At 69.3% G+C, this 19,359-nt stretch carries 21 protein-coding genes and 1 riboswitch; of the genes, 15 read left to right on the plus strand and 6 right to left on the minus strand.

Going from position 1 to position 19,359, the window contains the following annotated elements:
- Positions 1–17: 17 nt before the first annotated feature.
- On the minus strand, positions 18–2,132 hold the full coding sequence (locus HKD39_RS09025) for a beta-galactosidase (RefSeq protein ID WP_171199542.1): 2,115 nt from the start codon (positions 2,130–2,132) through the stop codon (positions 18–20).
- 100 nt (positions 2,133–2,232) lie between these two features.
- Between HKD39_RS09025 and HKD39_RS09030 the strand changes: the two genes are divergently transcribed.
- The 4 genes from HKD39_RS09030 (at position 2,233) to metX (ending at position 6,925) form a co-directional block, all read left to right on the plus strand.
- Positions 2,233–3,267, plus strand: coding sequence for a PfkB family carbohydrate kinase (locus HKD39_RS09030; RefSeq protein ID WP_171199543.1), 1,035 nt, complete (start codon positions 2,233–2,235; stop codon positions 3,265–3,267).
- Positions 3,268–3,355: 88 nt separating this feature from the next.
- Positions 3,356–3,970 (plus strand): bifunctional 4-hydroxy-2-oxoglutarate aldolase/2-dehydro-3-deoxy-phosphogluconate aldolase, encoded by a 615-nt coding sequence (locus HKD39_RS09035; protein ID WP_171199544.1) that lies wholly within the window; start codon positions 3,356–3,358, stop codon positions 3,968–3,970.
- A 148-nt stretch (positions 3,971–4,118) separates the two neighbouring features.
- A riboswitch (SAM riboswitch) is annotated at positions 4,119–4,233 on the plus strand.
- Positions 4,234–4,356: 123 nt separating this feature from the next.
- Positions 4,357–5,757: a bifunctional o-acetylhomoserine/o-acetylserine sulfhydrylase gene (locus tag HKD39_RS09040; RefSeq protein ID WP_171199545.1), complete on the plus strand. Its 1,401-nt coding sequence runs from the start codon at positions 4,357–4,359 to the stop codon at positions 5,755–5,757.
- 40 nt (positions 5,758–5,797) lie between these two features.
- On the plus strand, positions 5,798–6,925 hold the full coding sequence (gene metX, locus HKD39_RS09045; protein WP_343074655.1) for a homoserine O-acetyltransferase MetX: 1,128 nt from the start codon (positions 5,798–5,800) through the stop codon (positions 6,923–6,925).
- A 22-nt stretch (positions 6,926–6,947) separates the two neighbouring features.
- Here the strand turns inward: metX and HKD39_RS09050 are convergent, their stop codons facing one another.
- Both HKD39_RS09050 and HKD39_RS09055 read right to left on the minus strand, forming a co-directional pair.
- Positions 6,948–7,334, minus strand: a complete 387-nt coding sequence (locus tag HKD39_RS09050; protein ID WP_171199547.1) for a PIN domain-containing protein — start codon at positions 7,332–7,334, stop codon at positions 6,948–6,950.
- On the minus strand, positions 7,331–7,600 hold the full coding sequence (locus HKD39_RS09055; RefSeq protein WP_171199548.1) for a type II toxin-antitoxin system VapB family antitoxin: 270 nt from the start codon (positions 7,598–7,600) through the stop codon (positions 7,331–7,333). The genes HKD39_RS09050 and HKD39_RS09055 overlap by 4 nt, the downstream gene beginning before the upstream one ends.
- A gap of 449 nt (positions 7,601–8,049) precedes the next feature.
- Here HKD39_RS09055 and HKD39_RS09060 point away from each other — a divergent pair, with 449 nt between their 5' ends.
- The 4 genes from HKD39_RS09060 (at position 8,050) to HKD39_RS09075 (ending at position 12,058) form a co-directional block, all read left to right on the plus strand.
- Entirely contained in the window at positions 8,050–8,691 is a 642-nt protein-coding gene (locus HKD39_RS09060; RefSeq protein WP_281361870.1) for a succinate dehydrogenase cytochrome b subunit, read from the plus strand.
- A gap of 153 nt (positions 8,692–8,844) precedes the next feature.
- Complete coding sequence (locus HKD39_RS09065) at positions 8,845–10,941, plus strand: fumarate reductase/succinate dehydrogenase flavoprotein subunit (RefSeq protein ID WP_171199550.1); 2,097 nt, start codon at positions 8,845–8,847, stop codon at positions 10,939–10,941.
- Positions 10,938–11,684, plus strand: a complete 747-nt coding sequence (locus HKD39_RS09070) for a succinate dehydrogenase/fumarate reductase iron-sulfur subunit (RefSeq protein ID WP_171199551.1) — start codon at positions 10,938–10,940, stop codon at positions 11,682–11,684. Before HKD39_RS09065 ends, HKD39_RS09070 begins: the two co-directional genes overlap by 4 nt.
- 26 nt (positions 11,685–11,710) lie before the next feature.
- The gene (locus tag HKD39_RS09075; protein ID WP_171199552.1) at positions 11,711–12,058 is read left to right on the plus strand and encodes a TfoX/Sxy family protein; all 348 of its coding nucleotides are present in this window, start codon (positions 11,711–11,713) and stop codon (positions 12,056–12,058) included.
- A gap of 16 nt (positions 12,059–12,074) precedes the next feature.
- On the opposite strand, the gene HKD39_RS09080 is transcribed toward HKD39_RS09075, so the two are convergent.
- The 3 genes from HKD39_RS09080 to HKD39_RS09090 form a co-directional block, all read right to left on the minus strand.
- Positions 12,075–13,373 (minus strand): DUF2254 family protein, encoded by a 1,299-nt coding sequence (locus tag HKD39_RS09080; RefSeq protein WP_171199553.1) that lies wholly within the window; start codon positions 13,371–13,373, stop codon positions 12,075–12,077.
- Between the two features lie 105 nt (positions 13,374–13,478).
- Positions 13,479–13,916: an SRPBCC family protein gene (locus HKD39_RS09085; protein ID WP_171199554.1), complete on the minus strand. Its 438-nt coding sequence runs from the start codon at positions 13,914–13,916 to the stop codon at positions 13,479–13,481.
- On the minus strand, positions 13,913–14,317 hold the full coding sequence (locus HKD39_RS09090) for an ArsR family transcriptional regulator (RefSeq protein ID WP_171199555.1): 405 nt from the start codon (positions 14,315–14,317) through the stop codon (positions 13,913–13,915). Before HKD39_RS09090 ends, HKD39_RS09085 begins: the two co-directional genes overlap by 4 nt.
- Positions 14,318–14,373: 56 nt before the next feature.
- On the opposite strand from HKD39_RS09090, the gene pxpA reads away from it, so the two are divergent.
- The 7 genes from pxpA to HKD39_RS09125 all read left to right on the plus strand — a co-directional run bounded on the left by pxpA (position 14,374) and on the right by HKD39_RS09125 (position 19,267).
- Entirely contained in the window at positions 14,374–15,159 is a 786-nt protein-coding gene (gene pxpA, locus HKD39_RS09095; RefSeq protein ID WP_171199556.1) for a 5-oxoprolinase subunit PxpA, read from the plus strand.
- Positions 15,156–16,064 (plus strand): 5-oxoprolinase subunit B family protein, encoded by a 909-nt coding sequence (locus tag HKD39_RS09100; protein WP_171199557.1) that lies wholly within the window; start codon positions 15,156–15,158, stop codon positions 16,062–16,064. Before pxpA ends, HKD39_RS09100 begins: the two co-directional genes overlap by 4 nt.
- Positions 16,054–17,040, plus strand: coding sequence for a 5-oxoprolinase subunit C family protein (locus HKD39_RS09105; RefSeq protein ID WP_171199558.1), 987 nt, complete (start codon positions 16,054–16,056; stop codon positions 17,038–17,040). Before HKD39_RS09100 ends, HKD39_RS09105 begins: the two co-directional genes overlap by 11 nt.
- Entirely contained in the window at positions 17,040–17,213 is a 174-nt protein-coding gene (locus HKD39_RS09110) for a hypothetical protein (protein ID WP_171199559.1), read from the plus strand. The genes HKD39_RS09105 and HKD39_RS09110 overlap by 1 nt, the downstream gene beginning before the upstream one ends.
- Positions 17,203–18,261, plus strand: coding sequence for an NAD(P)/FAD-dependent oxidoreductase (locus tag HKD39_RS09115; protein ID WP_212754322.1), 1,059 nt, complete (start codon positions 17,203–17,205; stop codon positions 18,259–18,261). The genes HKD39_RS09110 and HKD39_RS09115 overlap by 11 nt, the downstream gene beginning before the upstream one ends.
- A 107-nt stretch (positions 18,262–18,368) precedes the next feature.
- Positions 18,369–18,950 carry an SRPBCC family protein gene (locus HKD39_RS09120; protein WP_171199471.1) on the plus strand — a complete coding sequence of 194 codons (582 nt, stop codon included), beginning with the start codon at positions 18,369–18,371 and terminating at the stop codon, positions 18,948–18,950.
- Positions 18,947–19,267 (plus strand): metalloregulator ArsR/SmtB family transcription factor, encoded by a 321-nt coding sequence (locus HKD39_RS09125; protein WP_171199561.1) that lies wholly within the window; start codon positions 18,947–18,949, stop codon positions 19,265–19,267. The genes HKD39_RS09120 and HKD39_RS09125 overlap by 4 nt, the downstream gene beginning before the upstream one ends.
- Positions 19,268–19,359: the final 92 nt, after the last annotated feature.

Here is a 19,359-nt window from a genome sequence, read left to right on the forward strand (position 1 = left end):
GCGACGGCGTTCGGTGGCTATGCCCGGCGGAGCATGGCTACCCCGTAGCGTCCCAGAGAAACGATGGCGGCGTGCGACCGGCCCGTCAACAGATCGGTCGCCGGCTGCGGGAGCGGCAGGTCAACCGGCTCGGCGGTGTGGTTGACGGCGAACAACAGTGCTCGGTCGCCCTCGCCGCGCTGAACCACCTCGACCCCTGCGGGCAGCGCGGACGTCGGCAGCAATCCGTCGACGCCGGCGGCCGCCCTGGCGTGCGCCAGCACCGCGTCCACCCCGGCCGCGTCCAGCCGCGCCGCCACGTAGTAGGCCCAGCCCTTGCCGACCTGGCGCCGCACCACCGCGGGCTGTCCGTCGAGTTCGCCGGCGCCGAACCTGGCCAGCACCTGCGTGGTTGTGCCGCCGCTGCCGGGCTGCTCGGTGAGCACCAGCGACTCGGTGAAAGTACTTGCCGTACTGGATGTTTCACCACCCGCCTCGCCGCTGTCCGCAGCGCCCACTGTGCCCGCAGTGCCCGGAGTGCTCGCAGCGGCGTCGGTGAAGGTGACCGGCACCGTCTCGCCCGGCTGCAGCGGCCACCACTCGTCGACGGTCGCCCCGACCAGTTCCCGCAGCGGGCCGGGAGCACCACCGGGATGGATGCGGTCGTTGCCGTCGACCACCCCGGAGAAGCAGCCGACCACCAGCACCCCACCGTTGCCGACCCAGCGGGCCAGCTCGGCGGCGTCGTCGTCCCTGAGCAGGTAGAGGTTGGGTGCGAGCAGCAGCCGGCGATCGGCGTGCGGACCGCCGGGGCGCGCAGCGTCCACCGCCACCCCGGCGCGCAACAGCGCGGCGTACCAATCGGTCATCAGCAGCCGCAGCCGCAGGTCAGCGCTCGGATGCGAGTCCAGCTCGAGCGCCCACCACGAGTCCCAGTCCAACAGCAGCGCGGTGTCGGCACGGCTGGCCAGCCCGGTCGGCTCCGGGTGGGCGGCCAGTTCGTTGCCGAGGGCACTGACCTCGCCGAACACCCGCCCGCCGGGGCCGCTGTGTCCGACCATTCCCGAGTGGAACTTCTCCGCACCGCCCGGCGATGCCCGCCACTGGAAGAACATCACCGCGTCGGCGCCGCGCGCCACCGCCTGCCAACTGCCGGCCCGCATCTTCCCGGCCGGTTTCGGGGCGTTGCGCTGACGCCAGTTCACCGCGCTGGGCGCCTGCTCCATCAGCAGCCACGGTCGGCCGGCGTGCAGGCTGCGCACCACGTCGTAGTCGAAAGCCGCGCTGACGAACGAGTCAGGGTCGGCCGGGTCGGAGTAGGAGTCGAAGGAGACCACATCGAGGCGCTCGGTCCACTTCCACAGGTCAAGGGCCTGGTTGACGGCGACGAAGTTGGTGGTCAGCGGCAGCTGCGGGGTGGCGGCCCGCAGCTCGCCGATCTCCAGCTCGAGCAGTCGCAGCAGGTTGTCCGAGCTGAACCGCTGAAAGTCCAACTGCTGGGCCGGGTTGGCGAACGTCGGCGCCGAGCGCGGCGGCAACACTTCGGCGAACTCGGAGTAGCGCTGCGACCAGAAGGTGGTGGTCCAGGCTTCGTTCAGCCCGCCGATGTCGCCGTACCGGTCCTGCAGCCAGGTCCGGAACTCCGCGGCGCAGCGATCGCAGTAGCAGGCCCGCAGGTGGCAGCCGTACTCGTTGTTGACGTGCCACAGTTGCAGCGCGGGATGCTCGCCCAGCGCCTCGGCGAGTTTGCCGACGAAGCTGCGCACCGCGTCGCGAAAGTCGGTGTTGGACGGGCAGTACGCCTGCCGCGCTCCCGGCCACCAGCGGGTGCCGTCGGCCAGCTCCGGCAGCGAATCGGGGAATCGGCGGGCCAGCCACGGCGGCGGCGAGGCCGTCATGGTGGCGAGGCTGACACCGATCCCGCCGGCGTGCAGCTGATCCATGATGCCGCGGTAGTAGCCGAAGTCGTAGCCGCCCGGGGTGGGCTCGGCCACCGCCCACCCGAAGATCCCCAGCGACACCAGGTTCACCCCGGCCCGCTGCATCAGCTCGACGTCTTCGGCCACCTTGCCCGGCGGCCAGTGTTCGGGGTTGTAGTCCCCACCGAACCTGATGCTGGACGGGTCGAACCGTGGGCGATCGCCGGAGATCATGAAACGCCGTTCTACTAGGGGTTGAGTGTCGGCAAGCGTAGCGGCCCGGCACCGGGCGGTGGGGGGCCGGTCGCCGCGGCGGGTGACTAGTCTCGACGGTGTGCCAGACCCGACCGCCAATCCTGTGTCGAACGCAGCAGGCTCCGCGCCGCTGGATCTGCTGGTGCTCGGCGAGGTGATGCGGGTGCTGGTCGCCGAACCGGGAGAGGCGCTGGCTCGCGCCGAGCGCTTCCGGTCCACCATCGGTGGGGCGGAAGGCAATGTGGCCGTTGGGGTTTCGCGGCTGGGTCACCGTGCCGGATGGATCGGCCGGGTCGGCGACGACGACGCCGGCAGCTATCTGCTGCGCCGGATGCGGGCCGAGGACGTCGACGTCTCCGCGGTGCGGCAGGTGCCGGGCTTCACCGGGCTGTTGCTGCGCAACTCGTCGGCGCACGGCGCGATCTCGGTGGCCTACCACCGCGCCGGCTCGGCGGCCGCCGGCGTCGATGCCGCGCAGGTGCGGGCCGCATGGGAGGCCGCCCGGGCCGCCTGCGGACCGCGGTTGGTGCACGTCACCGGGATCAGCCTGATGCTCAGCGAGCAGTCAGCGGCGGCCACCAGAGAGCTCATCGAGTTGGCCGCCGCGGCCGGGGTTTCGGTGAGCTTCGACGTCAACCTGCGGCTGCGGCTGGCCGCGCCCGAGCAGTGGCGCACCGCCCTGGCCGACGTGGCGCCGCGCGCTCAGGTGATCTTCGCCGGCACCGACGAACTTCCGCTGCTGCCCGGCGGGGTGGACGACGCCGGGCGCCCGGTGAATCCCGAGCAGCTGGCTCACACCCTCATCGCCGGCGGGGCCACCGCGGTGGTGTGCAAGAACGCCGACCACACCGCCACCGTCTACACCCGCGACGCCGCACACACCGAGCAGCCACTGGCCCGGCAGGTGGTCGACCCGGTCGGCGCCGGCGACGCCCTGGTGGCCGGATACCTGTCCGGCCTGCTCGAGAACCAGCCTCCGGCAGACTGTCTGCGTCGCGGCGTCGGCGCTGCCGCGTTCGCCGTCGAAGGCTGGTCGGACACCGAGAACCTGCCCGACGCAAGGGAATTGACCGGTCTGCTGGCCGCCGACGGCGGCGAGCAGGTCTCCCGGTAGGCCACCGCGACCGGAACCCATCCAATACCCAACCGACTACCTCACCGACGACCGACCGACGGAACCGAGCGAAGGAATCGAGCACAGCATGTACAGCTGGGAAGTCATGGCCGGGGCGATGGCGCAGCGAGTGATCGGCATCGTCCGGACGCCGGACGCCGACAGCGCGCTGGCCGCAACCACCACCCTGGTGCAGGCCGGGCTGCGGTCGGTGGAGGTCGCGCTCACCAATCCCGGTGCGCTGGAGGCGATCAGCAAGGCTCGCCGGCAGTTTCCCGACGCGGTGATCGGCGCCGGCACCGTGCTCGACGGCGCCTCGGCGGTGGCAGCGATCCGGGCCGGCGCCAGCTACCTGGTGTCGCCGACGCTGTCCGCCGACACCATCGCAACCGCCCGCCGCTACGGCGTGCCGACGGTGATCGGCACCGGCAGCCCCACCGAAATGCTCACCGCGCTGGAGGCCGGTGCCGACGCGGTCAAGCTGTTCCCGGCGTCCAGCTTCGCGCCCAAGTGGATCTCCGACGTGCGGGCCGCGCTGCCCCAGCTGCCGATCGTGCCGACCGGGGGAGTGACCCCGGAGAACGCGCCGGAGTGGATCGCTGCCGGGGCCGCCGCCGTCGGTATCGGATCCGCGCTGACCAAGGGCGATCCGGCGGAGTCGGCCGAGCGGATCAAGGGGTTGCTAGCGGCGCTCGGCGGCTGAGCCCGCCCCGGCGCTGTAAAGGCTGTGTCCGTCCGGCGCATCACGGCGCGCCCCGGTGTGACCCAGCGCCCGCCCCGGCGCGGTGCGAGGTGTCTCACGCCGACGCCCTTGTGGTCAATTCGGCCGCCGGTCGTTATAGTCGGTGGTAGGTCATGAGTTCCAGCGCATAGCCCCGGCTTGCTGGACGGCAACCCTCCAACCGCGGTGGGGTGCCCCGGGTGAGCGACCTGGTCGACGTCAACCGACGCCGACAAGCGCGGGTCCCAACGGTCCCGGCTGGTAGCCGAGCACCCTTCGCGGCATCTCAGCCGAACCTTGTGCGACCCGACCCCGCCGTCTATCTGCGCCGGGCCGGATCCGGTGCCGCACAAGGAGTGTCACGCAACATGAGTTGGTCGTTCGAGACCCGTCAGATCCACGCCGGCCAAACCCCCGACTCCGCCACCGGAGCCAGAGCGCTGCCGATCTACCAGACCACCTCGTTCGTGTTCGAGAACACCGAGCAGGCGGCCAACCGCTTCGGGCTGGCCGAGTTCGGGCCGATCTACACCCGGCTGAACAATCCCACCACCGAGGTGGTGGAGAACCGCATCGCCGATCTCGAGGGCGGCGTCGGAGCGCTGCTGGTGGCGTCCGGCCAGAGCGCGGAAACCTTGGCGCTGCTCAACATTGCCGAGGCCGGCGACCACATCGTTGCCTCACCCAGCCTGTACGGCGGCACCTACAACCTGTTCCACTACACCTTCCCGAAGCTCGGCGTCACCGTCGACTTCGTGGAGAACCCGGACGACCCTGAGTCATGGCGGGCGGCGATCAAACCGAACACCAAGGCGTTCTTCGCCGAGACCATCGCCAACCCCAAGCAGGACATCCTCGACATCGAGACGGTCGCTTCCATCGCCCACGAGGCCGGGGTACCGCTGGTGGTCGACAACACCATCGCAACGCCCTACCTGATCCGCCCGCTGGAACATGGCGCCGACATCGTCGTGCACTCCGCGACCAAGTACCTCGGCGGCCACGGCACCGCCATCGGCGGGGTGATCGTCGACGGCGGCAGCTTCGACTTCGCCGCCGATCCGGAGAAGTTCCCCAACTACAACCAGCCCGACCCCAGCTACCACGGCCTCACCTACGCCAAGGATCTCGGCGTCGGATCGCCGCTCGGCGCGAACCTCGCCTACATCCTCAAGGCCAGGGTGCAACTGCTGCGCGATCTCGGCCCGGCCATCTCGCCGTTCAACGCCTTCCTCATCGCCCAGGGCCTCGAGACGTTGTCGCTGCGCATCGAGCGGCACGTCGACAACGCCAAGCAGGTCGCCGAGTGGCTCGACAACCGTGAGGACGTGTTGAGCGTGCGGTACGCCGGGCTGCCCGACAGCCCGTGGCACGCGCTGGCGCAGAAGTACGCGCCCCGCGGACCCGGTGCGGTGCTGGCGTTCGAGGTGGCCGGCGGCGCCGAGGCCGGTCGCCGGTTCGTCGATTCGCTGCAGCTGCACTCGCTGGTCGCCAACATCGGCGACGTTCGGTCGCTGGCCATCCACCCGGCGTCCACCACCCACTCGCAGCTCACCGAATCCGAGCAGGCCAGTACCGGCGTCACGCCGGGGTTGGTGCGGTTGAGCGTCGGGATCGAGCACATCGACGACATCCTGGCCGATCTGGAGCAGGGCTTCATCGCGGCCAAGGCCGCCGACGGCGCCGACGCCGGGGCCAAGAACGCGGCCGAGGCCACCACCGCCGGGTCCACCACCGCCGAGTCCACCCCGGCCGCCTCGGCCGGCTGAGTTGTTGTCCGGCAACGGTTCTGCGACCTCTGCACCCACCGTGCAGGCAGCGCACCCGTCCTACCCACCGGCGGCCGGCCGGAGCGTTGCTGCTCCGACCGGTCGCCAATACGCCGAGATCGGTGCGCTGACCACCGAGTTCGGCGCGCAGCTGCCGTCCGTCACGATGGCCTACCAGACCTGGGGAGAACTCAACGAGCGTGCGGACAATGCCGTGCTGGTGCTGCACGCTCTCACCGGCGATGCGCATGTGGTCGGCCCTGCCGGTCCCGGCCAACCCACCGCCGGCTGGTGGCAGGGCCTGATCGGCCCGGACGCGCCGCTGGACCCGCGGCGGCACTTCGTGGTGGCGGCCAACGTGCTGGGCGGCTGCCGGGGCAGCACCGGGCCGTCCAGTGCCGCGCCGGACGGAAAACCCTGGGGCTCAAGGTTTCCCCGGCTCACCCCGCGCGATCAGGTGCGGGCCGAGGCCGCCCTGCTCGACGTGCTCGGGGTGCGGTCGGTGGCGGCGGTGATCGGCGGCTCGATGGGCGGCATGCGCGCGCTGGAGTGGGGGGTGATGCACTCCGACCGGGTGCGGCATGTGGTCGCGCTGGCCACCTGCGCGATGTTCTCCGGGGATCAGATCGCCTGGGCCACACCGCAAACCGCCGCGATCAGACTCGACCCGAACTTTCACGGCGGCGACTACTACCACCGCAAGGACGGCCCCCCGCTGGTCGGGATGGCGATCGCACGGCAGATCGCGCACGCCACCTACCGCAGCGCCGCCGAGTTCAACATCAGATTCGGGCGTGACGAACAGCTGGGGGAGCAGGTCGCCGACGGCGGCCGGTTCGCGGTACAGAGCTACCTCGACCACCACGGCGCCAAGCTGGGCCGGCGTTTCGATCCCAACTCGTACCTGGTGCTCACCGAATCGATGAACCTGCACGACATCGGGCGCGGACGCGGCGGTGTCCCGGCGGCACTGGACCGGATCACCGCACCGCTGACCGTCGCCTCCGTCGATTCCGACCGGCTGTTTCCCCTCTGGCAGGGCGAGCTGCTGGCGACGGCCCCGACCGCGGCGCCGCTGGCCATCATCGAGTCCGACTACGGCCACGACGGTTTCCTGTTGGAGACCGATCAGGTCGGCGCGCTGATCAGGACGGCGCTGGACGGCTGAACCGCCGCGCCGCTGGTACCGCTCAGACGGGACGATCGACGTCGGTGTGGGAGAAGTCGTCTCCCACAAAGAGCAACGGCTCGCCGCTGGTGATCGCCAGGGCGTAGGCGAAGCAATCGCCGAAGTTGAGCCGAGCAGCAGACCCTGAACCCCTGCCGTACCTCCGATATGCCTGCCGGGCCACAGCCGCGTGCTCAGCCGTCACCGGCACCACCTCCACCTTGGCCACATCGAGCAGCTCGGCGAACGCCCGCTGATGCCGAGCCGAGCGATGGTCGACCACGATGCTGGCCTCCAGCCAATTGGCCACCGACATTCGACACGCGTTGTCCACCAACCGCTCCGCGACACCAGCAGACCCTGGCTCGCTGTGGAGTACCGCCATCACGGCAGACGAGTCGACGATCACCGGGGAAGTCCGGTGCGTTCGTCGTAGAGGTCTTCGACCCGCCGCGGTCCGGAGCCGGCCCCTGGGTCGGTGCTGCTGTCGCGGAGCTCGCTGCCGATGTCGACGAGCCGCCGTAGCCGCCGGTCGCGGTCCACCGTCACCGGGTCGGCGTCGTGCTCGCGCAGCAACAGCACCAGCGCCTGTTCGATGGCCGAGGTCTGGCTCTGCCCGGTGACCTCGGCAGCCCGCCTGGCGAGCGCATGAACCCGCTCGTTCTTGATGTTCATCCCCACAGCAGTTCCTCCTCGACGTTCTGCGCAGCTCTGGGACGCGATGCGCCGACGGTGCCCTCCTGATACCCTCCGTTACACCATTCTTTATACCCTTCTACCTACGGTCTCTGGTACCGGTATACCGCCGGGCACCGACACCGCTTCCCTCGCCTACGCCGCTGGTCGTTCGCCCACGCGTGACGATCATTACCTCACCGCGGCATCTGCCCAGGTCGTGCCCTGCGACATAGGCAAGCCTTAGTTCGTGCGGGGCGGCCTGCGGGGTTACGGTGCTAAGCGTGGCTACACCATCTTCTGGGGCCTCGGCTGGGCCGTCGAAGTCGACGGCCGTAGCGTCGTCGGCGACGCGGACTGCCGCGTCGGCTCGGCCCGCCCGCGCCCAGGCAAGCATCCGTTCTCATGGTCCGTCGCGCCCGCCGCGAGGCCGCTACACCACCATCGCGCTGAAGCTGCTGATGGCCGTCACCGGCGCCATCTTCGTCGGCTACGTGGCGCTGCACATGTACGGCAACCTGATGGCGTTCGGCGGTCAGCAGACCTTCGACACCTACGCGCACCACCTGCGCACCTTCGGCCAGCCGATGCTGCCGTACTCGGGACTGCTCTGGGTGGTCCGGCTGGTGCTGGTGCTCAGCCTGGTCGGGCACGTCTACGCGGCGTTCAAGCTGTGGAGCCGGGCCGACAGCGCGCGCAGCACCAAGTACGCCGTCAAGAAGGCGACCAAGGCGACGTTCTCGTCGAAGTGGATGCGCTGGGGCGGGGTCGCGCTGCTGGTGTTCGTGATCTGGCACATCCTGCAGTTCACCACCCGCACCGTCACCCCCGGCGGCGACAGCGACAGCCCATATCTGCGGCTGGTCAACGGGTTCAGCGTGTGGTGGGTGTTCTTGATCTACGTTGTCGCGCTGTTCGCGCTGGCCATGCACCTGCGGCACGGCATCTGGAGCGCCTGCCAGACCCTCGGCTGGACGTCGTCGGTGCTGTCCGCCCGGATCGTCAACGCGATTGCCATCGCCATCGCCGTGATCATTCCGCTCGGCTTCGTGCTGCCGCCGTTCTTCATCTTGATCGGCGTCCTCAACTAACCGGCGCCAGCCAAACAAGCCACAGAACAAGCCCCAGAACGCAGACAACGCAGACAACTACAGACAACAGCACACCGACCAAGCGGCAAGCGATGTGATCCGCCGCCCCGCACCACCAGAGTCGCACCACGACCGAACAGGCAGGACCAGCACATGTCGGACACTCCCCAGCAACCAGCTGCCGAACCGGGGCGCGCGCAGGACGGTGCCGCGACGGCCTCGGCCACCCCGGCCGCCGACGCCGCTTTCGGTCCTGACGGTCCGCCGGTGCACCGACCCGGCCCCGACGGCCTTGTCGACGGGCTGTACCGGGTGGGCGAACCGATCGCCGACACCGCCTATCCCGGCGACCCGATCGCCACCGCGTGGGACCGCGCCCAGTTCGAATCCGACCTGGTCAACCCGGCCAACCGCCGCAAACTGAAGGTGATCATCGTCGGCACCGGCCTGGCCGGTGCGTCCGCCGGTGCCACCCTTGGCGAGGCCGGCTACCAGGTGAAGTCGTTCTGCTACCAGGACTCTCCACGCCGCGCCCACTCGATCGCCGCGCAGGGCGGCATCAACGCTGCCAAGAACTACAAAGAGGACGGCGACTCGGTCTACCGGCTGTTCTACGACACCGTCAAGGGCGGCGACTACCGCAGCCGCGAGAGCAACGTGTACCGGTTGGCCGAGGTCAGCGCGAACATCATCGATCAGTGTGTGGCACAAGGTGTTCCGTTCGCCCGCGACTACGGCGGCCTGCTCGACAACCGATCGTTCGGTGGGGTGCAGGTCTCCCGAACCTTCTACGCCCGCGGGCAGACCGGGCAGCAGCTGCTGATCGGCGCCTACCAGGCACTGGAGCGGCAGGTCGCCGCCGGCACGGTGGAAACTTTCACCCGGCACGAGATGCTTGAACTGATCGTGGTGGACGGCAAGGCTCGCGGCATCATCGCCCGCGACATGGTGACCGGCGAGATCGAGACCCACCTTGCCGACGCGGTAGTGCTGGCCTCCGGCGGCTACGGCAACGTGTTCTTCCTGTCCACCAACGCCATGGGCTGCAACGTCACCGCCTCCTGGCGGGCGTACCGCAAGGGCGCCTACTTCGCCAACCCCTGCTACACCCAGATCCACCCCACCTGCATCCCGGTGTCGGGCGAGCACCAGTCCAAGCTGACCCTGATGAGCGAGTCGCTGCGCAACGACGGCCGCATCTGGGTGCCCAAGCGCCGCGAGGACGTGGAGAAAGATCCGCGGGACATCCCCGAGGCCGACCGCGACTACTACCTCGAGCGGATCTACCCGGCGTTCGGCAACCTGGTGCCGCGCGACATCGCGTCCCGGCAGGCCAAGAACATGTGCGACGAGGGCCGCGGCGTCGGCCCGAAGGTCGGCGACTTCCGCCGCGGTGTCTACCTCGACTTCTCCGACGCCATCGCCCGGCTCGGCCTTGACGCGGTGAAGGCCAAGTACGGCAACCTCTTCGACATGTACGCCCGGATCACCGGCGAAGATCCGTATCAGGTTCCGATGCGGATCTACCCTGCGGTGCACTACACCATGGGCGGCCTCTGGGTCGATTACGACCTGCAGTCCACCATCCCTGGCATGTACGTGATCGGCGAGGCCAACTTCTCCGACCACGGCGCGAACCGCCTCGGTGCCTCGGCGCTGATGCAGGGGCTGTCCGACGGATACTTCGTGCTGCCCAACACCATTCGCAACTACCTCACCAGCGGCCCGTTCGAGGACGTCGCCGATCGCCCGGAGGTGGCCGAGGCCGCCGAGGCGGTGCGGGCCCGGATCGAGAAGCTGCTGAGCATCAACGGCGACCGCAGCGTCGACTCCTTCCACCGCGAGCTCGGCCACATCATGTGGGAGTACTGCGGCATGGAACGCACCGAAGAGGGCCTGACCAAGGCGATTTCGTTGATTAGGTCGCTGCGCGACGAGTTCTGGCGCAATGTGCGGGTGCTCGGCGAGAACGACGAACTGAACCAGTCGCTGGAGAAGGCCGGCCGGGTCGCCGACTTCCTCGAGCTCGGTGAGTTGATGTGCATCGACGCGCTGCACCGGCGGGAGTCGTGCGGTGGGCACTTCCGTGCCGAGTCGCAGACCCCTGAGGGTGAGGCGCTGCGGCACGACGACCAGTTCCTGTACGTCGCCGCGTGGCAGTGGGGCGGTGGCGTCAACGAACCGCCGATCCTGCACAAGGAAGACCTGGACTACCACAACATTCAGCTCAAGCAACGGAGTTACAAGTGAGATTCAGCCTGAAGATCTGGCGGCAGCCCTCGGCCGAGACCAAGGGATCGTTCGCCATGTACCAGGTCGACGACATCACCGGTGACATGTCGTTCCTGGAGATGCTGGACGTGCTCAACGAGGGCCTGATCGCCCGCGGCGAGGACCCGGTCGCCTTCGACTCCGATTGTCGCGAGGGCATCTGCGGTGCCTGCGGGATGATGATCTCCGGTCAGGCACACGGACCCGAGGTCACCACCACCTGCCAGCTGCACATGCGCTCGTTCACCGACGGCGACACCATCGTCATCGAACCCTGGCGGGCCAACGCTTTCCCGGTGCTCAAAGACCTGGTGGTGGACCGGAGCGCGTTCGACCGCATCATCCAGGCCGGCGGCTACATCACCGTCAACACCGGCGCGGCGCCGGAAGCGCACTCGGTGCCGGTGCCGAAACCCAACGCGGACAGGGCTTTCGACGCCGCCACCTGCATCGGCTGCGGCGCCTGCGTTGCCGCCTGCCCAAACGCCTCCGGCATGCTGTTCATGGCCGCAAAGGTGACCCACCTCGGCGAACTGCCGCAGGGCCAGCCGGAACGCGCGTCCCGGGTGGTCAAGATGGTCAACCAGCACGACCACGAGGGCTTCGGCGGCTGCACCAACATCGGTGAGTGCGCCGGCGCCTGCCCCAAGGAGATCCCGCTCGACGTGATCTCGCAGCTCAACAACGACATGCGGCACGCGATGCGCCACCAACCCAGCTAGCTCTCCACCGGCAAACGGGGGTTTCCATGGCCTACGACGAGGACCTGGCCGAGCGAGTGCGCCAGCAACTGGCGCAGCGCGGCGAAACCTTCGACACCAAGCGGATGTTCGGCGGGTTGGCGTTCATGGTGCGCGGCCACATGACGGTGGCACTCGGACGCGGCGGAATGCTGGTGCGGGCCGCCCCCGACGAGCGCGAGGAACTGCTCGGCCGCGGCGCCGAGCCGGCGATCATGGGCAGCCGGGAGATGCGTGGGTGGCTCGAAGTGTCGGTCGACCAGCTGTCCGACGACAAGGCCGGCGCGCAGAACCTGAGTGACTGGCTCGATCGGTCGCTGGCCGTCGTCACGGCACTGCCGCCGAAACGCTCCTGACCGGCGGCAGCCGGGGTCAGCTACTGGCCGTGAGCTGAGCGCGTTTGGCGCTCACCACGGTGCGCTGCTCCGGCGTTGCCACGGTGTCGAGGTCGGCCAGCAGTGCGTCGATCCGCGGGGGGATCTGCACGCTGTCCGCCCCGTAGTGAGCAATCTCGTCCAGCGCGAGATCGAGCAGCTCGGCGAAGGTCACCGGATCGTCGACCACCCGAACCGTGCCGGCACCGTCCAACAGGTAGCGGGACGGATCGGGGCGGCCCGCGGAGATCCGCAGCAGCCGGTTCAGCTCGTCCAGTACCTGCACCGCTGTGGTCGGATCGTTGATGCCGGGCGAGAGCGCCCGGTCGGCGATGTCGACCAGCTGCCGCACGCCGAACGCCGGATCCTGTGGTATCGAACGTGTTTGGCCGAGGCCGATGGCCGCTCGCACCGCGGCGGCGAGGTCGTCGGCTCCTTGATCGGCGTCGGCGCTGCCCGCCGGGGCCCGCCCGGCGCGGTGCAGCACGGCGACCGGGTTCCCTCGGTGGTGCACCTCGCCGGGACGCACGGTGAGCTCGACAACGGCCCGGCCGCGTTCGGCGGCGTCGATCAGTTGTCGATATCCGATGCGCTGCACCACACCGTGCTGATCGTCGATGGTGACCTTTTCACCGGGGCTGTCCGGCCGGTCCCAGTCGATCGGCGGCCGCGCCCGGTCGGCGTCGTCCCAGCCGCGTTGGAGTTCCGACGCGGTGCTCGCCTCGATGGCGTCGATGGCGTGATCAACCTGGATCGCCCGCGTGATGTGGTGGATGAACGCGAAGAACATGGCGACGCTGGCGATCACCAGCACGAAAGCCATGGTGACCGACAGCTGCGGCACGAACGGGTCCTCACCGGCGCGCACCTCGCGCATCACCACCAGCGCAAAGACGAACGACGAGGTGAAGACGCCGAGCGTGACCTGCACGATGCGGTTGCCAAGGAAGCTGCCGAGCAGTCGCGGGGTGAACTGGCTGCTGGCCAACTGGATCACCACCATGGTGATGGAGAAGACCAGGCCGGTCACCGAGATCATCGCGGTGGCAATGGTTCCCAGCAGGCTCCGCGCCGACTCGGCGTTGCCGCTGAACAACACATCGGCATCACCCAGCCAGCTGCGGTCGACCAGCGGCAGCAGCAGTGCCAGTCCGAACGCGCCGGCGCAGATCAGCGACGGCAGCACCCAGAACGGCCCCCACAACCGGTCCCACCAGCCCGCCGTGGTCGGGTCTCCGATCGGTCCGACCGCCCGCCGCGGCCCGTTCCCGGCAATTCCACCCTGCGCATCGCTCACCCTGATGATCTTGGAACATGCCCCGGCCGCGCCGTCGGCGACGCACCGAACCTTGGGTACCGCAACGTGTCCCGCGCCCGGTCCCGCGCCGGGGGGCGGTTGCGGTCAGCCGCGCCCGGCGAACCAGGCCGGCAGCCGGTCCAGCACGTCGTTCCAGCCCTGCTCGGCGCCGCCGCCGGCGATGTGTTCGGTCGAGGTGTGCCGAACGGTGACCTCGGTGCCGGCGCTGACCGGTGTGAAGGTGACGGTCACCTCGTCGACGACGTTCTCGCCGGCAGCGTTGCGCGGTGGCTCCTCGTCGGCCCAGATCCACGTCATCGCAAGGGTGTTGGGGCGATCGACAACGGTGAACTCGCCGAAAACGCCGATCCCGTTGGCGGCGTTGTGAATGCGGTAGTTGCCGCCGACCGTGACGTCGAGTTGGTAGCTGGTGTCCGGCCACTGCGGCCACCACCACCGAGCCAGCTGCTGCGGTTGCACCCAGGCATCGAAGACCTGCTCGGGTGGGGCAGCTACGGTGCGGCTGATGGTGATGGTGCTCATCGGTTCTCCTCGGGGTTCTCGGGTTCGGGTTCGGGTTCCGGTTCTGGTTCGGGTTCTGGTTCAGAGGGTGTGGCGGCCGGCTCGAACAGCCCGGCCAGTCGATCGAGGTGATTGCTCCAGAACAGCCGGTTGGTCATCGCCCAGTCGCTCAGCGGCTGCAAGCTGCCGGGCACCAATTCCAGCCTGGTGACCCGCCCGGTCTTGCTCTTGCGCAGCAATCCGGCGTTGCTCAGCACCCGGACGTGCTTGTCCAGCGCCGGCAGCGTCATGCCGAACTGCTCGGCCAGGTCCGACATGCTGCGTGGCCCCGACGCCAAGGCGTCCAACAGATCGCGGCGCGGCGCGGACGCGACGGCGCTGGCCACCGCGTCCAACCTGGCCCGGTCTCGTTGCTTAACCACGAGGTTAAGTATTAGCAGCGCTGCCGCGTTGCGTCAATGGCCGGTAGGGTGCGCCCATGGCGGCGGCACGCGACCAGGGCATCACCATCAACTCGGATCTTGGTGAGGGCGTTGGTCTGCATCGGTTCGGCAACGATGCCGCCCTGCTCGAGTTGGTTGATGTTGCCAACGTCGCCTGCGGTTTTCATGCCGGCGACCCTGCGGTGATGGCCGAGACCGTGGCCGCCGCGGCCGAGCACGGCGTCAGGATCGGCGCCCACCCCGGGCTGCCCGACCTGGCGGGTTTCGGGCGCAGAGAGCTGAAACTGACCAAGGACGAAGTGGACCAACTGCTCACCTATCAGGTGGGTGCGCTTGTCGGATTTCTTACCGCCCACGGTGTTCGGCTCAATCACCTCAAACCGCACGGATCGCTGTACGGCATGCTCGCCCGTGACCCCGAGCTGATGCTGGCCGCCGCTCGGGTCGCCGGCCGGTACGGTGTTCCGTTCTACGGGATGGTCGGCACCGCGCACGAAACCGTCTGTGCCGCAGCGGATGTGCCGTTTGTCGGGGAGCTGTACGTCGATCTGAACTACCGGGCGGACGGCTCGCTGATCATCGAGCGCAAGGCTCACCCGGTCGACCCGGCTGCGGCAGCAGAGCGGGTGCGGCAGGCCCTTCGGACCGGCCGGATCGATGCCGCCGACGGCTCTTCGATCGAGGTGCAGTTCAGCAGCGTGTGCGTGCACTCCGACGGCCCGAACGCGGTACCGGTGGCCGAGGCGGTGCGGGCGGTGATGGACAGCGAATCGGCGGTGCCGGGGCCGGCGGTGCTGGGGCCGGAGGAAGGCACATCATGACGACAACAGCGGTACCCCCGCTGCCGGAGTCCGCCAGGTACAGCTTCGGCGGCGACGAGTTCCTCCTCGTCGAGGTGGCGGAGGCGATGAGCCTGGCGGCCAACGTCAGGGTGATGTCGATGGCGCGAGCACTGCAGGCCGACCGGCCGGACGGCATCACCGACATTTGCCCCGCCAACGCCTCCCTGCTGCTGCGGTTCGATCCCGATGTGATTGCTCCGCAAGCACTTACCGACCGCGTCCAGCAGGTGGAGGAATCGGTGAAGGGCGCCGGCGACGAGCCGCTGCAGACGAGGATCATCGAGGTGCCGGTCGCCTACGACGATCCGATCACCGCGGAAGTGGCCGGGCGCTTTCGCGCCAACCATCAGGCGCCGGAGGGCACCGATCTCGACTACGCAGCAGCCGTCAACAACCTGCCGGACAAGGCAGCCTTCATCGAGCGGCACCACGGATCGGCCTGGTTGGTGTCGATGGTCGGTTTTGTCGCGGGACTGCCGTTCATGTTCCAGCTCACCGACCAGCAGCACCAGCTGGAGGTGCCCAAGTACCTGAGCCCGCGCACCGACACCCCGGCGCTGACCGTCGGCCACGGCGGGTGTTTCGCGTGCATCTACTCGGTGCGTGGCGCCGGCGGCTACCAGATGTTCGGCATCGCCGCGGCCCCGATCTACGACCCTGAGCAACGGCTCGCAGACTTCGCCGACGGCATGGTCCTGTTCCGGCCCGGCGACCTGGTGCGGTTCCGTCCGGTGGACACTGATGAGTACCAGCGGATTCAGGCCGAGGTGGCCGACGGCAGCTACCGGTACCGGCAGCGGGCGGTCTCGTTGGATCTGAGCAGGGCGCTGGCCGATCCGGTGGGCTACAACGCCGAGTTGAGGGAGCTGCTCGATGGCGCTTGAGATTGTGCGGCCGGGGGCGGCAACAACGGTGCAGGACCGGGGCCGGCCGGGCTACTACCACTTGGGCATCCCGACCAGCGGGGCGATGGATGCCGAGTCGGCGGAACTGGCAAACGCTTTGGTGGGCAACGACAGTGACGCCGCCGTCCTGGAGTGCACCCTCACCGGGCCCAAGGTGCGGTTCACCGAACCGACGCGGATCGCTGTCGCCGGAGCCCCCACCACCATCCGCGGGCCGGGCGGTGAGCTGCCCACGTGGACAGCGATCGACGTCGCCGCCGGCGACGAGCTCACCTTCGGCGCGGCGAAAGGCGGTGTGCGCTACTACCTTGCGGTGGCCGGCGGCATCGACGTGCCGGTGGTGCTCGGCAGTCGGTCGACCTATGCGCTGGGCAGCCTCGGCGGCCACCTGGGGCGCCGGTTGGAACGCGGCGACGTCCTTGCCGTCGGCAACAGCCCCGAGCCGGTCCCGCCGGCCGGCGCCGGCGTCGACCCGGCCGATCGGCCCGGATTCGGGGGCCCGGTGACGCTGCGAGTGGTAGTCGGCCTGTACGACCATCGATTGACGGCCGAGGGCAAGCGCCGGCTGTTGGAATCGGAGTGGACGCTGACCCCGGTCGCCGATCGCACCGGTCTGCGGTACAGCGGTCCAGGGGTGGAATGGGAGCCGCGGGAGCAACCGTTCGGCGCGGGATCGGATCCCTCCAACATCGTTGACGCCGGCTACGCGGTCGGCTCCATCCAGATTCCCGGCGGCACCGAACCCATTGTGTTGCACCGTGATGCCGTCTCCGGGGGCGGATATGCCATGGTGGCCACCGTGATCAGTGCCGACATGGACCTGCTGGCCCGCAGCGCACCGGGAACCGTCACCCGATTCGAGCCGGTCGACATGGATGCCGCGCTGGCCGCCCGGGCCGATCGGCGCCGCCGCATCGACCGGATCACCGGCGCGCTCCGGCCAGGTGGGCGCTGATGCCGGCACCGCCGCTGGTGGTCAGCGAGCGGCGCTGGGAGCGGATCACCGGGCCGCGACTGCTGATCGACAACGTCGGCGATCCACGCGGGCACGTGGAGCGCATCGTCACCTCGATCCGGTCGGCGGATGTGCCAGCGCAGGTGGCCGGGGTGGCACGTCGTGCCGACTGAGCCGCGCATCGTCGTGCTCGGCGGCGGTATTGCCGGTGCCGCAACGGCTTTCGGCCTGATCCGGCGCGGGGCGATGGTCACCGTTGTCGACGCCGGGCTGCCAGGCCAGGCCACCGCGGCCGGCGCCGGCATCGTGCAGCCGTGGAGCACAGAACGGGAAGGCGAGTTCGCCCGCTGGTACGCCGAGGGCGCCGAGTTCTACCCGGAACTACTGTCCAGACTTACCGGACTCGGTGCCGGCGACATCGGCTACCGCCGCAACGGTTCGCTGATCGTCGATGCCGACGCCGAGGTGTTGGCGGCTGTTGCCGAGCGGGTCGCGCGCCGATCGGCCGGTTCCGTCGTCGCCGGGCAGCTGCGGATGCTGACTCCGGCCGAGGCCAGGCAGCATTTCCCGCCACTGGCCGATGGGTTGGCTGCCGTCTGGATCTCGGGTGGGGCGCGCGTCGACGGGCGGCTGCTCAGGGACGCCCTGCTCGCCGCGGTCCGCCAACTCGGCGGGTCGGTGGTCACCGGGCGGGGCGAGCTCGACGGTGCCCAGGTGAGCGTCGACCAGCACGTGCTGCCGGCGGATGCCGTTGTCGTCGCGGCCGGAGCCTGGACCCCGCAACTGCTTGCCCGGCAACAGGTATCGGTGCCGGTGCAGCCGCAGCGCGGCCAGATTGTGCATGTGCACGTCGACGCCGACACCAGCGGCTGGCCGAGCGTTGTGCCGCCGGGCGATCACTATCTGGTGGCCTTCGACCACGGCAGGGTCGCCGTCGGCGCCACCCGTGAGAGCGGGACGGGCCTTGACGCCAGGATCACCGCGGGCGGTATCCGGTCGGTCCTGGACAAGGCCATCGCCGTCGCGCCGGGGCTGGCCGAGGCGACCGTCGGCGAGATTCGGGTCGGCCTCCGGCCGCTCCCCACCACCGACCTTCCGGTGCTCGGCAGCCTGCCGGGACTGCCACCGAACGTGTTTGTCTGCACCGGTTTCGGGGCAGCCGGCCTGACGATGGGCCCACTGCTAGGGGACCGGCTCGCTCGGCAGATTTTGGGCAACTGACCCGTAGGCACAACCAAAAGGTTGCGTTGAGCCGCGCGGCAGGTTACCGTCCATGACGCAACCAATCGGTTGCGCACCATTCGAGTGGGTCACGGAAGGACACCAGCATGGCTACTGACAGCACCGGAAGCCCCGACAGTGCGGGGAGCACCGACAGTGCCGGGAGTGCGGGAAGCGCAGGAAGTGCGGGACCTGCCGGGGTCACCGGCGGACCCGCATCGGCACAGCATTCGCTGCCGGACAGCATCGAACGGTCGATCAGCATTGCTGCACCGGCGGAACGGGTGTGGGCATTGTTGATCCGGCCCGGCTGGTGGATCAACGATGGCGCCATTCGCGACCACCAGATCGTCGTCGAGCGCGGGGTCGCCAGCGTCACCGACACTGAGTACGGAACCTTCCGCATCGAACAGGTCGACCGCCGCGAGAACGAATATGTGAGCTATCGGTGGATCTCCGGACCCGACGGCGCCCAGGACGAATCCGATCCGCCCGCGCAGACCCTGGTGGAGTTCTTCATGTCCAGCGACGGTGCCGACGGGGAAGTCACCGTCCGGGTGGTCGAAAGCGGTTGGGCCGCGGCGCCGGCGAGCGACCGGGTGCGCAGTGACTACCGGGCCAACGAGAAGGGCTGGGACGAAGAGCTCTCCGCGGCGCGGCGTCACCTGGAAGCGGCCCCGACCCGGTGAGCGGCGCAGCGCAGCCGGGGGCGGTGTTCGGCTGTCTTGCCGACGCCAATCGGCGCGCCATCGTCGACCAGCTCGCCGAGAATCCCGCCACCGCAACCGAACTCGCCGCCAGCATGCGCCTCACCAGGCAGGGGATCAGCAAACACTTGACGTTGCTGGAGCAGGCCGGGGTGCTGCGGACCGAACGAGACGGTCGACAGGTGCGCTATCACGTCAACCCCGGACCGGTCCGGGATGCAGCGGCCTGGCTGGACGCCAAGGTCCGTGGCTGGGACCGGCAGCTCGACGTGCTGCGGCGCGCGGCCGAGCGGGGTTGACCCCGGAGTGGTGGAACGGAACCGGTTGACCGCTGCGGCATGCTGCGCGAACATGTGTGGATGCGCGCAGGATTGCGCAGTAGTGGTTGCAT

Origin of the sequence: Nakamurella aerolata (assembly GCF_013002705.1) — a bacterium.
GTDB classification, from domain to species: domain Bacteria; phylum Actinomycetota; class Actinomycetes; order Mycobacteriales; family Nakamurellaceae; genus Nakamurella; species Nakamurella aerolata.